Raw genomic sequence first — 16,073 nt, 5'->3', positions numbered from 1 at the left:
TATGTCTTCTGATTTAATACTTGAGGTTCTGTGTGAACAACTCCCCATCAGAACCATTGCGGCTGCGCGTGAGTACATCCTACCAAAAATTGATAAGGAATTCTCTAGTAGAGGAATAAGTTGTGACACACCAAAGGTATTCACAACCTCTCATAGGATAATACTTATCGCGTATAATATTAGTCAGAACAATGGTAGTGGAAAGAAAGAGATAAAAGGGCCTAGGGTTTCTTCTAGTGAAAAAGTAATAAGCGGGTTCCTGAGAAAAGTTGGTAAGAGTAGTGTAGAAGAATTAGAAATACGGGAAGTCTCGGGTGAAAAATTCTACTACAGCTCAAGTGTTTTAAGTTTAAAAGATCTGACCAGTGAAGTAGCTGAAGCAATACAATGCACAATCGACAACTTTCCCCTACACAAGCGTATGAGGTGGGGAACAGGGGTTGGATACTGGGTTCGGCCGGTTATTAACGTCTTATGCGTTATGAACGGTGAGGTTTTATCAGTCTCGGTTGCAGGCGTTACCGCAAATAATATAACCTACGGAAATCTGAGGTTCGCCAATCATAGATATACCGTTACTAAGGTGGATGAATACCTTAATTTTTTATCCAACAATATGGTTATTGTAGATGTAGAAGAGAGAAGGAAGTGTATTCTTGAGCAACTAAACGAACAAATATCTGGCACGAAGCTTAAGTACGACCAAAATGCCCGGATATTAGAGGATATGAGTAGTAATTTAGAATATCCAAAGCTACTAATTGGGAGTGTAGATAAAAATTTCAGTGAAATCCCCACAGAAGTGATCTCATGCGTTATGACCAACCACCAGAGGTATTTAGCACTAAAAGACCAGAATGGAAAAATAGTAAAGTTCGCTTCTGCCGCAAGTGTGGTGAATGATAAAGTAATTAAAAACCATGAAAAGGTACTTAGGGCTAGGTTATCGGACACGCTGTTCTTAATTAAAAAAGATAAAGAACACAACATGGACTACTACGTTGGCCTACTCTCTGACATAGTGTTTAAGAGTGGTTTGGGCACGCTGTTGGATAAGGTGGAGAGGATATCCGCACTTGCAAAATATTGCTCAGTATGGATTCCACGCTCCTCAATATTAAACGCCGAAAGGGCCGCAATGATCTCCAAGGCTGACCTCACGACCTTAGTTGTAAGAGAATTTCCAGAACTTCAAGGAAAGATGGGTAGGTATTATGCTGAATATTCTGGAGAGGTAGAGGAGGTCTGTACAGCAGTTGAGGAACACTACCTTCCTATAGGTCAGAAAGACCCTTGTCCAAAATCTCCTATAGGAATAGCTGTCTCGATTGCAGATAAGGTAGATAGCTTGGTTGGGCTTATAGCAACTGAAAGTATATCTGGTTCTCGTGATCCGTTCGCCCTTAGAAGAACATCAATTTCGCTACTAAGGGTAATTATAGAAAATAGCATTTCTATTCCACTTGACTTAATGGTATCAAAAGCCGTGTCTATGTATGTATGCAGGGCAAGATTAAATAAGAATGAAGGCCATTTCCTACGCATTGACCGTGACACTTTAATTTCTACCGTCTTATCCTTTTGCTACGATAGACTAAGAGTGATTTTAAAGGAAAGTGATCTAGATAAAGAAGTAGTGGATGCTGTTGTTGGAAAACTGCATGATATACCAGTAGTTAAAAAGAAGGTGGAGGCAATATGTAGCTTCCTCAAAACAGAAAAGGGAAAATCTATTATCACTGCCTATAGAAGGGCAAACAATATAATCTTAAAGGAATCAGTTGATTGGAAACTAGATGGTAAGTCTAGTAAAAGGTTATGTAGAGAAGATTGTGAAACACAGTTGTATAATCAAATAAGGCAATATAAAAAGTTGTTGGGTGGCCTAATAAAAGAGGATAAGTTTTCCGAGGCTATGGAGTTATTATTTGAGTTTAGCTCATTTGTTAACGTATTCATGGATGAGGTTAGAGTGTGTGACCGGGTGAATATGGAGTTATATCGTAACAGGACTAGGTTGTTAGTATCCTCTGTAAGTATATACAATACCATACTGGATTTTAGTAAAATACATAGAACGTTTTAGCGTTTACCCTTGAATTTTAATATTCGAATATATAGATAACTGAGTCTACGTGAATTTTTTATAGTTTTATAAAGACTGGAAATGAGTAGCAACGACTACTATGAAATATTAGAAGTAAGTAGAAACGCCAGTGCAGAGGAAATAAAAAAATCATACCGTAAGATGGTTTTTAAGTACCATCCTGATAAAAACCCTGGGGATAAGAAGGCGGAGGAAAAATTCAAGAAAGTAAGTGAAGCTTATGAAGTCTTAAGTAATCCAGAAAAGCGTGCCGCTTATGACCGTTATGGTCATAGTACATTCACTAGTGGTGGGGGTGCTGGCGGGTTTGATTTTACCAGTGGTTTTTCAACTGACTTCTCTGATATTTTTCAGGATTTCTTCGGTGGAGGTTTTGGTAAATCACAAAGAACCGCTAGCAGGGAACATCTACGTGGTTCAGACCTTAGATATGATGTTGAAGTTTCCCTAGAGGATGCTTTTAAAGGGATAAAAGTACCGATTAGCTACGTAACGAACGTGAAGTGCTCCTCATGCTCTGGTATCGGAAGCGAAGGAGCGGTTAATTCAGTAAAATGCGGAAACTGTAATGGTGCTGGTAGTGTTAGAACTAGGAAGGGGTTCTTAACAATTGAAGAAGTATGTAATATATGTAATGGGGAAGGAGAGGTTATTAAGAATAAGTGCCGTAGGTGCGGGGGAAATGGAAGGGTAAGAAGTGAAGTAAGTCTTCTAGTAACCGTACCTAAGGGTATAGAAACAGGGAATAAGGTAAGAGTAAACGGAAAGGGAGAGGCAGGTTTCAGGGGAGCTAAAGAAGGGGATCTTTATGTATACGTTAGGGTTAAGGAACATAAATTCTTCACTAGGAGATCTTCTGACTTACATTGTAGCGTTCCAATAAAAATGACTATAGCAGCCCTGGGCGGGGAAATAGAAATGCCTTCTATCGATGGTTCTTGGACAAAGCTAAAAATTCCGGATGGGACCCAGAGTGGGGACCAAATAAGGATGAGAGGTAAAGGAATGCCAGAGGTAAACTCAAAGGATAGAAGGGGGGATATGTATGTGCACGTCACTGTAGAAACTCCAGTAAAATTAACAAAACAACAAATAGATCTACTGAAGAAATTTGAAGAAGAATCCAGCGTAAATTGCAGTCCAAAGTACCAGGGGTTTTTTCAAAAGATTAAGGATCTATGGAGAGATATAAGCTCCTGATAGTTATAATGGTGTAACTCATCTAATAAACTTCTAGGCTGATGTCTTTACATATAAACGAGTGGGTGATGGACCCTATCGATATGTAATCTACCCCTAACCTAGCTATTTCTCTAACATTTTCGATATCAACCCCACCTGAAACTTCTACCATTGCTAAACTTCCAATCATCTTAATAGAATCTCTGATGTCTGAAATCCCCATATTATCCAGCATAATGAGGTTTATAGAGTTTTTTAGGGATTCCTCTACCTGGAGTTTGTTGTCACATTCCACTGTAATAAAAACATCTCCTAATTTCCTTCTTATCCTAGATACACACTCCGTTATACTTCCACAACCTACTATATGGTTATCTTTTACCATTATCCCATCGTATAGCCCATTTCTATAGCTTTCACCTCCCCCTACACGAACAGCATATAAGTCAAAACTACGTAGCCCAGGAGATGTTTTACGTGTACTCCTTATTTTTGTTTTTGTTCCAACAACCTCAGACACAAAATCCCTAGTTCTAGAGGAAATAGAAGAAGCCCTCTGTAGGAAGTTTAATAAAACCCTCTCAATCGATAATATCTTAGATATTGGACCAAAACCTTCAATGATTACAGCGCCAGGTTGGATATTATTCCCATCACGCTCAATTAGGGTGAAGTTTATTTCCTTACTAAATATTTCAAATATCTCCTTAACAGCAACGATTCCGGAAACCATCATCGGCTCTTTGGAAATAATTAAAAACTTAACCTCTTCTTTTTCAAATATACAATTCGTGGTCACATCTCCTTGTTCTCTAAGATCTTCTATTATTGCAGAGCGTATAATCTCCTCAAACATATAACCATTTTCCACGAAAGAAATTCACTATAAGTGTATACTGTATACTTTCAGATAGGAAGTGAACTTACTTATTGGTTATATGTACTTAATCCCTATACTATTCACCTCGTATCTAATCGGATCAATTCCTTTCTCGTGGATATTAGTAAAGGTTTTTTACAAAACAGATTTGAGGAATTTTGGTTCAGGAAATGTCGGAGCAACAAACGCATTTAGGGTAAATAGGGGTATTTCATTCCTCGTACTATTTCTAGATATATCTAAATCAGTACTAGTGCTTCTCACGCTAGAAAAAATGTGTATATATAAAAATATTATGTATTTAACCGGATTTGCCTTAGTACTAGGTCATATATTTCCGATATGGTTTTTATTTAAAGGTGGTAAAGGAATAGCTCCTACTATAGGAGTGATTTTATCTATAAATATCAAAATATTTTTACTATTTATAATAACCTGGGCGGTTGTTTTTATAATATTCAGATATTCGTCACTATCATCTATAATCTCAGTCCTTTCCTCGTGTATATACTGTGTAATAATTGAGGATTTTAACTCATCTATCTTCTATATAGCTATATCCGTTATTGTACTCGTAAAACATAGGGATAATATAATAAGGGTGATAAATGGAACTGAGAAAAAGTTATTTTAAGGATTAATATTCCTATTTCTAGTGTTGTATACATGGCATAAAGCAGCCGCTATTGCATCTGATGAGTGGTTATTGATTTCAATATCATGTTTTATCCCAAGTGAACTTCTTACCATAAATAAAACCTGCTCCTTTGGAGCCATACCATTTCCTGTAATACACTTTTTTATAGTAGTGGAGGAATATTCATATATATCAATCCCTCTAGACATAACAGAGATCGTTGATGCAGCCCTAGCGTAACATAATGACATCGAGGACCTAGGGTTAGAATTTATAAATACCTTCTCGATTGATGCCTCATCTATCTTATACAAACTAAGAACAGAAAGAAGTGATATGTAGATTTTATATAGCTTTTCATTTTCTTTACTAATACCCCTGGTGGAAATTACCCCACTATCTAGAAGATATACATTCTGGAAATCTATACTGGAGATCACCCCCCAACCAGTAAACTCAAGCCCTGGATCTATACCAATGATCACCACACTATTAGTTGAAAAAGATCATGAGCTGATAACATACATAAAAAGAAATAAAAACAACCAGACTACATCTACAAAATGCCAATACCACGCAGCACATTCAAAACCAATATGACACTCAGGGGAAACTTTACCCCTTTTCATTCTTACCCAACACACAAATAAAAAAACTATCCCTAATAGTACATGCATTCCGTGAAATCCAGTTGCCATATAAAAATTAGAGGAATATATAGCCCCTCCACCAACTCCCTTAAATGGAAAGTCTATGTGTATATATTCAATACACTGAAAAGATGAGAAGATAATTCCCAGGATAATTGTGGATAACAGCATTCTAGAGGAAGATTTCATATCCCCTTCTAATAGAAAGTGGTGAGACCAAGTAATTGTACAACCAGAAAGAAGAAGAGTTATAGTATTAAAAAAAGGTATTGACCACGGATCAACGGTTTTTATCCCATTTGGTGGCCAAGACGTGTATATCTTTTCTGAAAAATCTATCAGGTTATAGATTGGAAAAAGCCAAGCCTTAAAAAAAGACCAAAAAAAAGCAAAAAAGAACATAGTCTCCGAAAGTATCATAACTGCAAGACCGAACCTCAGCCCACGCTTAACAACTTCCGTGAAACAGTTATCTTTGTTAGCCTCATCTATAACGTCAAACCACCACTTATACAGAACTGTTATAGTTAGAAGAACCCCTATAGGAAGAACAACCATCCCATAGGAGTTGTTATGAATTGACCTAACTAACCCAAACGCAGAGAGAAAAGAGCATATAGAGAGAAGAATTGGCCATGGACTTTGGGAAAGTATGTGGTGGTCATGCTTCTTCTTCATCTAAGTTCTAGTAATATAAAGTAACGGAAACTTACAGACTAATAAGAATAAGTGTCAAGATTATTTACACTTGAGAAGCCTCTCTCACAGATTTTATAAGACTTTCTACATGTTGTATTGGGGTTTCTGGGAGAATGCCATGCCCAAGGTTAAAGATAAGAGGTTTATCTCCGAGTTCCCTTACAATCTTGACTGATTGATTATCTGAAGCTTTTTGGTTATACGCCAATAAGAATGGATCTAAGTTTCCCTGGATTACACCTTTAAGATGTTTTTTTATCCAGAAAGTTGGTACGCTATAGTCAACGCTTATAGCTGATATCCCAGTCTTCTCTAAATATGTCTTATACATTACACCTGCACCCATTGGAAATCCTATAATAGGAAAGCCTGGGTGTTTGGCGTGTATAAAGTCCACAATTTTCTTTGTTGGAGTGATGACGTACTCTTCAAAGATTTCAACTGGGAGTAGGTTTACACTACTATCAAATAGTTGAATAACATCAACCCCACTTTCAATCTGCTTTAAGAGGTAGTGTGATGTTATATGGGTGATCTTATCAATTAACTCTGTAACTTTATTTTTAGTGTGTTCTTTGGAGTCTTCTAAGTATTTTTCCTTTTTGATCCTTGAAAAATTATTTTCTTTACCTAGTGTGTATGTGAGTAGAGTCCATGGTGATCCAGCAAATCCTATTAGGGTTTTATCACTACTGAGTGAATTTCTAACCCTATAGATGCTATCAAATATTGGTTGAAGTTTTGTAATAGATTCGTTAGTAGAGCACTGATATAGGATATCTCCTATTTTTGGTCCGGACCCTCTAATGAAATTAACTTCATAACCTAAAGCGTCCAGGACAACCATTATGTCGGAAAATATTATTGCTGCATCGATGTCGAATCTTTTGATGGGCTGTAGGGTTATCTCTTCAACAACTTCTGGGGTGTAGCATGCGTCTAGGAAGTTTTCAAAGTTATTCATAACCTTATGGTACTCAGGAAGGTATCTTCCAGCCTGTCTCATGAACCATATTGGGATTTTTTCCTGTCTCTCCTTTTTGGTTAGAACTCGTTCGAGTACTCTACCTTGTTTTTTTGAATTAAACATAAATAATCTTCCTTATATATAACTATAGTTTATTTATACCTGTTGATTATGTGAATAACTTCAAATTGCGTAAAATTCCATGTTAGAGCTCAGCTGTAATTTTGTGGATAAATTTGTTAGTAAAGTAGATAAGCACCTGATTTTGTGCAAGAATTTATGTTTATAAAATATATGTGAATTATGTTGATAACTACCAAATGTGTAGAGGCTTTCAAGCTGTGAAAATTCGTCTTATTTCTGAGAACTCTGTGTATAACTCCGTGTTATTTTGTTAGTATCTTTTATTCACTTGTGATTTACATACTTATCAACAGAGTTATGTAGATAACTTTGGTATGGAAAAAGAGGGTTTTGCCGAGTATACTCTAGGGCTCTATGTGAGTGATGTGGTTTTTGTTAGTAATGGGAAATGGAGTTTCTGAGGACGGCGTGGGTGGTGATATCCCCACGCGGGACAGTATGAGGTTTTTTTTCTATTCTTTTATCCTGAATAAGCTTCCCGGGTTTAAAGAATTCGCGAAAAACAGGATAATGGCGGAAAACGTATTGCACTTTGGTAGCTCACACATAATGAACAACCTAGTCAGGTTGGATGAGTGCTCAGTAAAAGACATTATGGTGCAAAGATCTGAGATACTGGCGCTAGGGATTGATGATGGTGACCTACTGGCGAAAGTGCTAAGAAGCCAACACACCAGGGTGCCTGTATACAAAGACAATATAGATAACATTGTTGGTTTTATTCACATCAAGGACATTACCTCAAAAGAAGGGTTGGACTTCAACGTGAAGAGCATAATACACAATGTTATGTATGTTCCACACTCGATGAAGGCCGTAAACCTTTTTGTAAAAATGCAGTCCTCCCGCGTGCATATGGCTATCGTGTTGGATGAGTATGGCAGCACTGACGGACTAGTTACGATGGCTGATATAATAGAGGAAATTGTTGGTGATATAGAAGACGAACATGACGTACCATCAATTCCCGATATAGTAAATATCTCCAACGATAAGATTGAGGTAAACGCAAGAGTGCTTGTCCGCACTCTAGAACAGTCACTCGGTATCTCACTAAAGGATTCCGAGGAGGAAGAATATGTAACGGTTGGAGGGCTGATACTTGCTATGGTGGGTAGAGTACCAGTTGTAGATGAGGTTTTTAATCATAAAAGTGGCGCGTCATTTCTGGTCAAGGAAGTGGACAATCGGTGCATATATAGGGTAGTGATAGATCTTAGTAAAGTTCCTAGAAACCAACAGGAAATTTGTAGCTCCTAGAGTGGTGTTGCGGCTTTTATCTTGCTTATTTTGGCCATTTCATTTGCGGGGAACGTGACCACGCTAATTTCCCACAGGTCTATTTTGGAAATCATTCTGATACCGGATTTACTGTCTTTTTCTGACCGCACCACCTTGTACCCTATAGATAAGGCATTTACACTACCATCTACCATCAGGGCGTAAGCTTCTCTGGCTAGCCGAAGTTCCAAGTTTAACTTCGCAACGACCAACAACCCAAAGGAATCTTCAACAGCCTCCAATATTTTCCCGATAGGGTTACTTATGCTATGCTGCCATAGCAGGGCTATTCTCCTCTTTTTGAGGGAATCTGTAAAAGCTCCGGGTTTTATTACATCATTATGGGCATCTATTCTATTGAAAACACTGGCGTAACCCCTAAACCTTCCTTGTTTACTTAGTTTTTTGGTCATGTGAACTCCATTACAACACTAATTTTGAACTTCGAGGGAGTTGCCTCCCTCAATCGGAGCCAAACCGAATGCGGCTCTTTTTTCATTAATGGTCATGAATGTTGCATTTTGTACGTATTGCCACAGCCGTTGCCTCTTTTCGGTTAGCACGCCGATTGATTCCTTGTCATACGATAAGAACATATTACTTCCAAACCTTGGTACTAACCACGAGTTCAAATGTGCTATAATGCTCTCCAAGTGTGGGATGACTGTCTGCTCCCACAGTGCCAGTCTGGCCTCCGAAAGGTTGCTGTAAGTATTATCGCCTGGAATGCCCAACAGTTGGGGAGGAACTCCGAAAGCTAGGGCGATCTCCCGTGCAGAGATGTTTTTTGATTCAATAAAGTCCATGTCTTTGGGAGATAGGCTCATTTCCCGCCACTCCAACCCACCTTCGAGTAAAATAGGCCTACCTGAGTTTCTTGGCCCGGTGTAAAAATCCTCGATCTGGGCTTTTAGTCTTTGATACTGTTCCTGTGAGAGGGTGCTTTTCTCATTTTTGGTTTTCACGACCAGAGCGCCACTAGGGCGGGCTCCGTTCTGCAACATTGCCTGATTCCACGTGCCGGCCTGATTATGCTGATCGATGCTATAAGATGCAGCCTCAATTGTTGAGAGCCCGTACCAATCATTTAGGGGGTGAAAGTTCTTCAAGTGTAGTAGGTCATGGCGATTTGTATCCCGATTTATTTGAAACTCATGCACGTTTCCGTTTACGCTGTAGCGGTATGCTACGGAATTTCCCCCTGTTTTGGTAACGATTTCGACCCTATCTGGTCTGAGTAGGTGTAACTCCTTGGGAAGCATGTCCCTGCTTTCTATGGATAGGACATATGAATTTCCGCTAATTAGCCTGTAGGTTACTATTCCCTCAACTAACTCTGACCTTGTCATAGTACAGTTGGGGCGAGACAGTAGCTTTAGTATGGGATGGTTGAAAATCTGAAAGACGCCGCTTTTAGTGCTCTTATGTAGGGTTATGTTCACAGACCCCGCAGCTGATGCCACCATGTGGATTGACCGGAAGGCAATCACATTTTTGATATACCCGTTTCTAGCAAAGCTTGCATAATTACGATCACCCCACACGGCTTCCCCTCGGCACTCTAAAAACGCGGAAGACACGCTAGCGCCGCAGTTTTTACCAAAAAGGTTGAAGGATTCTCTCATGTTTGGCTGTGCTTATTGGGTATACTGCATGCTAATACGTCTGGCCCGCGTCCTGGAAGCAATTTTGGGTATTATGCGTTTCACCAATAAAGTTTAAAATCCTGGTTTGGTGACTTTGTTTCGTATACACATGTCCTGTTGTAGCTCCTACATTAGGAGAGTGAGAGACTCGTTCGATAGAGCTGCGAGCTCCTACGATAGGTATTCTACCATCCAGTGCAATGTCGCAAGGGAGTTGTGTTCACTTATGCGCGTTGTTGACGGGCAAAGAGTACTCGACGTGGGTTGTGGCACTGGGCATATAGGTGCAACAATTGGTGGCCGTTGTGAACTTTTCCAGGTAGACATCTCCAAAGAAATGTGCAGCGCCGCTAGCAAGAAAAGCTATGGCCTCACCGTCAGTTGTGATATGCACAACATTCCATTTTCTGACGGTTTTTTCGATGTAGTAACGTCCTCCATGGCTGTACACTGGGCTTCCGACATTGGTGCTTGCCTACAAAGTATGCTAAGAGTGCTAAATAAAACTGGTCAGGGGCTGTTTATTAGCGTTCCCGTGCGTGGAACCCTAGAGGAGCTTGCAATTTGCGAAAGGTTGGTGGGCCGGGAGAGAAAATTTGCATTTCATGATGTAACATTTTTCATAAAACTTATCCCCGCGCTGGGCGGCGTTGTTGAATATGTGCAGTGTAAAAAATATATACTACACCATAAGACATGCATGCGATTGCTTGATTCAATCGCCAAAACTGGTGCGCAGCCTCACCGCGATACCACTAAAGCTTCAGGGGGAGCAGACATTCTGGATGTTTGTTGTATGTATAGCAATCTCTTCTCGCGGGGTGGAATGGTGGTAAGCTCTTGGAATATAGCTTATTTAGTTATAAAAAAACCATCTTGCTGATATAGTAGCATGCAGAGTTTAGTGCCGAGCCTTTCCGTTATGTTTAGTGACTATCGCGATTTGTCATGCGAAATCAGGGATATTTCAAAGAAAAAAAATGCGGTCATTCTAGCACACTACTATCAGGATGAAGAGATCCAAGAAATTGCAGACTTTGTTGGGGATTCTCTCGAGTTATCAAAAAAGGCTGCGTCGACGGATGCGGAGATCATTGTTTTCTGTGGTGTGTTTTTTATGGCAGAAGTTGCCAAAATTCTAAACCCCAACAAAAGGGTTATAATGCCAGATATAAATGCTGGCTGCTCATTGGCGGAATCTTGCAGAGCGGAGGACTTCAAAAAATTCCGGCATGCACATGAGGACTGTTTTGCAATTACGTACATCAATTCTTCTGCTGAGGTGAAATACCACTCAGACATAATATGCACCTCCTCCAACGCTGTTAAGATAATCAATGACGTTCCCAAAGACCAAAAAATACTGTTTGCTCCTGACCGATTTTTGGGAGAATTCCTCAAGAAGGAAACGGGGAGAGACATGCTGTTGTGGCACGGGAGCTGTGTTGTGCATGAAAACTTCTCAGAAGCCAACCTGATTGATTTATCCACAAGATACAAAGATGCTCACATAATTGCGCATCCGGAATGTCCTGGTAATTTACTGAAGTACGCCCACTGCATAGGCTCTACTACACACCTATTGCGCTACTCTGCCGCTCATCCCGGTTCTAAGTTTATTGTACTGACTGAAGAGGGGTTGGTACACCAGATGAAAAAAGCATCTCCGGGAAGCGAATTTTATGTGGTTGATTCCGCCCAGGGTTGCGAATCGTGTAGCAAGTGTCCGTACATGCGGCTCAATACTTTGGAAAAGCTCTACAAGTGCATCACGGATGAGCTACCAGAGATAACAATGAGCGCTGAGATAATTGCTGGCGCAAGAAAACCAATTGAAGCAATGATGCGTGCATCTTAGGCCAATACAGCCAAAGTTGGCACACCACTGCAGTACTAGATATTTTCCTTGAAATATTGCGCCTTGTTGAGGTCATCTTTATATTTTTCTGCCTCTTCCATGGGTGCCTTTGAGGCTGTGATGTTCTTCCACTTCTTGGAAAATTCCGCGTTTATTTTGTGAAAGGCTTTCAAGTTTTGTTGTCTTTCATTCAGCGTACTGTCATCGCAGGATAAAATATCTTCCATAAACTCGTCGCTCACTATTGCATCTACCGGACACTCCGGTATACACACACCGCAATCTATGCACTGGTCGGGGTCGATTACCAGCATATTCTCCCCCTCATAAAAACAATCCACAGGGCACACCTCAACGCAGTCCGTATACTTGCATCTTATGCACCTATCTGTTACAAAGTGAGTCATGATACTAAGTAGCCACTGAAAACCCTCTATGATACTTAACTGTTATCAAAAGGGCAAAGGCAATTGCTGTGCATAGTGGCGTTGTTGGTGAGGCAGGCCCGCCGTAGTGTCCTTTTGTTGATGTGCATATTTGAGTGAGAGGCGTTAAAGTGAGAATATACTCGCACAATGACTGTGGCTACCTAATTGGCAAAAAATTCTGCATTGTTGGGTATGGCTCTCAAGGTGTGGCTCAAGCCATGAACCTTCGCGACAGTGGGGTGGAGGACATAACCATTGTACTCTACGCGGGGTCAAAGAGTGTTGATGCAGCGATTGGAGACGGTTTTGAAGTTGATACTTCAGGAGCATCAGTACAGAGCGCTGATGTCATAGTGATGTTAGCGCCTGATGAGTTACATCGGGAAATATGTGCAAAAACCTTATCTGCGTACTTTAGACCTGGGCAAGCGATTATATTCGCGCACGGGCTCAGTGTACTGTACGGCTTGGTTGAGCTACCGGAATTTGTTGATGTATGTATGGTGTCTCCAAAATCAGTAGGTACAGAGGTAAGGAACCAATATCTGGCAGGTAATGGAGTTGTGTGTTTTACAGCGGTAATGCATAACCGCAGTGGTAATGCACAGATAGTATCAGACTCTTACGCATCAGCTATAGCGCTTGGTGAACTAATCATAAGCACCACCTTCAAGGAAGAGGTTGAAGCTAACCTGTTCTCTGAACAAGTAGTTTTGTGTGGGGGAGTGCCATCTCTAATCAAATGTGCTTTCGAGGTGATGGTTGAGGCGGGGATATCGCCCGAACTGGCATACTTGGGCTGCGTGTATGAAGTGAAGTTAATAGCTGATTTAATGCACAGGAAAGGGATACACGGTTGTTTGAGTAATGTCTCCAGTGTTGCGGGGTATGGTGCCAGCATTGTTGGGGAACGTATCGTGGATAGTAGGGTAAAGCAGAGTATGAGGAAGGCGCTGGATGAAGTGCGCAGCGGGGAATTTTTTGGTAAGCTCAGCGGTGAACCCGACTTACAACAAACCCTCGGTGCGTACTTTGAAAAGCTAAAAAACCATCCAATTGAAACTGTGGGGACGGAGCTGCGCAATCTGATGGGGGTCTAAGCAACACTCCAACCCATCAAGAGTCATTGTCTTACTGCTTTTCGTCGTCATTACGCTGAGGTTGTGCATCCTCCCCGCCGCCTTCTTCATGTGGCTCATCGTCTTGTAAATCACCATCAGTGGCGAATTCTTCTGCTTCTGTTGTATACTCCTCGGTGGCCTCGCCTTCTGCGCCGTACATCTCATCTTTCCCGTATGGCTCCTCACCACCATCTTCAGCGTGATAGGACTCACCATCTTCGCCCTCGTACCCGTAGTCCATATCATGAAAATCGCTATCGGTGGGTTCTTCTCCTTCTAGACGCCCCCCAGTTCCGCCTTCTTCTGCGCCATACATTTCATCTTCCCCATATGGCTCTTCGCCGCCTTCTCCGGCATGGTAAGGCTCACCGTCTTCGTCGTAATCTGTATCCTGTAGGCCACCTCCAGCTGATTCTTCCTCTTCCGGATACCCATCGCCCATATGGTCATCCGCGTAGCCGTTCTCGTCATATATATCGTCCAGACCTTCCTTATGAAGGGGCTCGTCCTCCCCCTCTATATCGTCCAGACCCTCCATATACTCATCCTCTGGGCCGTAATCATAGTCTTGTGAGTAATCTCCAAACTCTTCGTACCCGCCTCCATCGCCATGTTGCTCTTGCGGCTGTTCCTGAGCGCTTTCTTCATGAGCAATAGCAGCTTGCTCTCCCTCTTCAGGTGTGGGCACATCTTCAGCTACCGTGTCTACCCCCCCTCCCCGTGCGGCATCTGGATCATACGGTTCCTGAGTTGGAACAAAAGTACTCTTTAGCAACTTTTTGGTGAAAAACTTATCTTCGTAGTACTTGATCTTTCTTGATTTGATCGGATACGTAGATTCAATCAATAAAATCTGCTCGTCCTTTGGCAGCATAATTACTTCTTGCGGGAGCAGCAACGCCCGCTGGGTATCTGAAATGTGCAAAGAGCGAGATGCGGGGTTTAAATCCAAAAATTTCGGCCTATTCAGCGACTCCTGACTTACGGTCTTGTTGCCGATTAACTGAGAGATCAAATTTGCAGTTTCAATATTGTTTGCCGCAAACGTGATTCTGTAAGTAGAGTTTGAGAGGAAGGAATTCATACCCGCTTCTTCGTATATACCCTTCAGTTGCTCGGTATCTTGTATTATCAAGAACAACCTAACTCTATAGCCGCGGAAGTACGCAATACCAGTCTGGAATTGCTCCATTTTCCCCAGTGTGGGGAACTCATCCATCATAAACAACACCCCATAGGGCTCATCGTCTGATGGCAACGCCCTACATAGAAACTCTGTTGCCTGCTGATAGAACACCTGCATCAGGGGTCTAAGCCTGGTAAGGTTATCAGGAGTTACCCCCACATACACCGTGATTCTCTTTTTCTTGAATTCCTGCACGTTAAAGTCACTAGACGCAGTTGCAGTATCAATAAGGGGGTTTGCCCACAGTTCCAGGGACGAGTTCATTGTTGAGACTACCCCAGATCTTTCTTTGTCGGCCTTTTGGAGGAAGGCCGCAATGTTCATATATGCTACTGGGTGGATCTTTTTCCCTATTGTATCCAGGACCACAGCCAAGTTATAGACTACATCGTCGCTACGCATCGTGCGTACAACTTCACCGAACGATTTGACCTTTTCCGGAACCGCAAGCAAGTACAAAACAACGCCCACAAAAAGGCTACGCGCCTCGTTGTACCAGAAATCTTGCTCGGGCATGATGAGGTTTGCAATCTTTTGCACGTCATCCACCATCTGGCCTGGCTTTTTACTTATCCAGTCCAAGGGATTATAACAGTGGCTGATACCATCGGGCTGCGCCGGGTTCCACACGTAGACTTCCTGCCCAATTTTCTTTCGCCAACCGCTGGTGATATCATAATTTTCCAGCTTAATGTCATGCACTACAAGAGAGTCTTCCCAAAATAGGAGATTTGGTATGACAAACCCCACACCTTTACCTGACCCTGTAGGTGCAAAAAGCAACGCATGCTGATAGCCGTCAGCAACCAAATACCCCCTTTGGTCTTTCCCAAGAAGTAGGCCCTTCCTGCTTCTTAGGCCGATTTTACGTATATCGCGCTCTGACGCCCATCTGGAGTCACCATGTAAAGCCTCTTTCTTTCTGAAAGGCCGCCACTCCATGAGAATATGTCGCAAGTTCCAAAAGACAGTTCCCACTATGCACAATGGTGCTGCAAACGATAGCCACAACTTCAGTGAGTTTGACACCCCATATAGTTTGGGGTCGGCCCACCACCCGTGAATGTAATTAAAAATGGTTGGCCATAATCTCATGGGGAAGTCTGATATGCTGGGATTCAAAGCGTTGAAATCCAGATACTCAAGGCCCCACATCGCAAGGACAAAAAGCGCCCCTGAGATGTAAAAACAAAACTCCAGGATGAAAAACATCCCGAAGAAGAACACCAAAATGTTGCGTATGTGGTTAGAGCTACTGTGCATGGCTTAACGATAAGGAAACCTTGG

15 protein-coding genes are annotated in these 16,073 nt (G+C 41.5%); 7 read left to right on the top strand and 8 right to left on the bottom strand.

From position 1 onward, the window contains the following. The first annotated feature begins 1 nt into the window (after position 1). Both glyS and dnaJ read left to right on the top strand, forming a co-directional pair. On the top strand, positions 2-2,086 hold the full coding sequence (gene glyS / locus AOV_RS04720) for a glycine--tRNA ligase subunit beta (protein ID WP_075139305.1): 2,085 nt from the start codon (positions 2-4) through the stop codon (positions 2,084-2,086). Positions 2,087-2,167: 81 nt separating this feature from the next. After that, the gene (gene dnaJ / locus AOV_RS04715; protein WP_075139306.1) at positions 2,168-3,307 is read left to right on the top strand and encodes a molecular chaperone DnaJ; all 1,140 of its coding nucleotides are present in this window, start codon (positions 2,168-2,170) and stop codon (positions 3,305-3,307) included. Between the two features lie 22 nt (positions 3,308-3,329). On the opposite strand, the gene nadC is transcribed toward dnaJ, so the two are convergent. Next, positions 3,330-4,145: a carboxylating nicotinate-nucleotide diphosphorylase gene (gene nadC / locus AOV_RS04710; protein ID WP_075139307.1), complete on the bottom strand. Its 816-nt coding sequence runs from the start codon at positions 4,143-4,145 to the stop codon at positions 3,330-3,332. A 61-nt stretch (positions 4,146-4,206) separates the two neighbouring features. On the opposite strand from nadC, the gene plsY reads away from it, so the two are divergent. After that, entirely contained in the window at positions 4,207-4,803 is a 597-nt protein-coding gene (plsY, locus tag AOV_RS04705; protein WP_199463062.1) for a glycerol-3-phosphate 1-O-acyltransferase PlsY, read from the top strand. On the opposite strand, the gene ruvC is transcribed toward plsY, so the two are convergent. The 3 genes from ruvC to hemE form a co-directional block, all read right to left on the bottom strand. Beyond that, on the bottom strand, positions 4,800-5,294 hold the full coding sequence (gene ruvC / locus AOV_RS04700; RefSeq protein ID WP_075139309.1) for a crossover junction endodeoxyribonuclease RuvC: 495 nt from the start codon (positions 5,292-5,294) through the stop codon (positions 4,800-4,802). The two genes, plsY and ruvC, sit on opposite strands and share 4 nt — an antisense overlap. Before the next feature lie 18 nt (positions 5,295-5,312). Beyond that, the gene (locus tag AOV_RS04695) at positions 5,313-6,134 is read right to left on the bottom strand and encodes a cytochrome c oxidase subunit 3 (RefSeq protein WP_075139310.1); all 822 of its coding nucleotides are present in this window, start codon (positions 6,132-6,134) and stop codon (positions 5,313-5,315) included. A gap of 64 nt (positions 6,135-6,198) precedes the next feature. Continuing rightward, positions 6,199-7,245 (bottom strand): uroporphyrinogen decarboxylase, encoded by a 1,047-nt coding sequence (gene hemE / locus AOV_RS04690; protein WP_075139311.1) that lies wholly within the window; start codon positions 7,243-7,245, stop codon positions 6,199-6,201. A 402-nt stretch (positions 7,246-7,647) separates the two neighbouring features. Between hemE and AOV_RS04685 the strand changes: the two genes are divergently transcribed. Continuing rightward, a complete protein-coding gene (locus tag AOV_RS04685) occupies positions 7,648-8,526 on the top strand; it encodes a hemolysin family protein (RefSeq protein ID WP_075139312.1) in 879 nt (292 codons plus the stop codon). Here the strand turns inward: AOV_RS04685 and AOV_RS04680 are convergent. Then, a complete protein-coding gene (locus AOV_RS04680; protein WP_075139313.1) occupies positions 8,523-8,960 on the bottom strand; it encodes an HK97 family phage prohead protease in 438 nt (145 codons plus the stop codon). The two genes, AOV_RS04685 and AOV_RS04680, sit on opposite strands and share 4 nt — an antisense overlap. A gap of 18 nt (positions 8,961-8,978) precedes the next feature. Continuing rightward, on the bottom strand, positions 8,979-10,172 hold the full coding sequence (locus AOV_RS04675) for a phage portal protein (RefSeq protein ID WP_075139314.1): 1,194 nt from the start codon (positions 10,170-10,172) through the stop codon (positions 8,979-8,981). Between the two features lie 160 nt (positions 10,173-10,332). Here AOV_RS04675 and AOV_RS04670 point away from each other — a divergent pair, with 160 nt between their 5' ends. After that, positions 10,333-11,076, top strand: coding sequence for a class I SAM-dependent methyltransferase (locus tag AOV_RS04670; protein WP_233497143.1), 744 nt, complete (start codon positions 10,333-10,335; stop codon positions 11,074-11,076). 39 nt (positions 11,077-11,115) lie between these two features. Next, positions 11,116-12,051 carry a quinolinate synthase NadA gene (gene nadA, locus AOV_RS04665; protein WP_075139549.1) on the top strand — a complete coding sequence of 312 codons (936 nt, stop codon included), beginning with the start codon at positions 11,116-11,118 and terminating at the stop codon, positions 12,049-12,051. 35 nt (positions 12,052-12,086) lie between these two features. On the opposite strand, the gene AOV_RS04660 is transcribed toward nadA, so the two are convergent. Beyond that, positions 12,087-12,458 carry a DUF3470 domain-containing protein gene (locus AOV_RS04660; protein ID WP_075139316.1) on the bottom strand — a complete coding sequence of 124 codons (372 nt, stop codon included), beginning with the start codon at positions 12,456-12,458 and terminating at the stop codon, positions 12,087-12,089. A gap of 134 nt (positions 12,459-12,592) precedes the next feature. Here AOV_RS04660 and ilvC point away from each other — a divergent pair, with 134 nt between their 5' ends. Next, on the top strand, positions 12,593-13,579 hold the full coding sequence (gene ilvC, locus AOV_RS04655; protein WP_338024200.1) for a ketol-acid reductoisomerase: 987 nt from the start codon (positions 12,593-12,595) through the stop codon (positions 13,577-13,579). Between the two features lie 31 nt (positions 13,580-13,610). Here ilvC and AOV_RS04650 read toward each other — a convergent pair whose 3' ends face one another. Then, positions 13,611-16,049 carry a type IV secretory system conjugative DNA transfer family protein gene (locus tag AOV_RS04650; protein ID WP_075139317.1) on the bottom strand — a complete coding sequence of 813 codons (2,439 nt, stop codon included), beginning with the start codon at positions 16,047-16,049 and terminating at the stop codon, positions 13,611-13,613. Positions 16,050-16,073: the final 24 nt, after the last annotated feature.

Source organism: Anaplasma ovis str. Haibei, assembly GCF_002214625.1.
GTDB classification, from domain to species: Bacteria; Pseudomonadota; Alphaproteobacteria; order Rickettsiales; family Anaplasmataceae; genus Anaplasma; species Anaplasma ovis.
The sequence above is the reverse complement of the archived record's forward strand: the minus strand, read 5'-3'. Positions and strand labels throughout refer to the sequence as shown.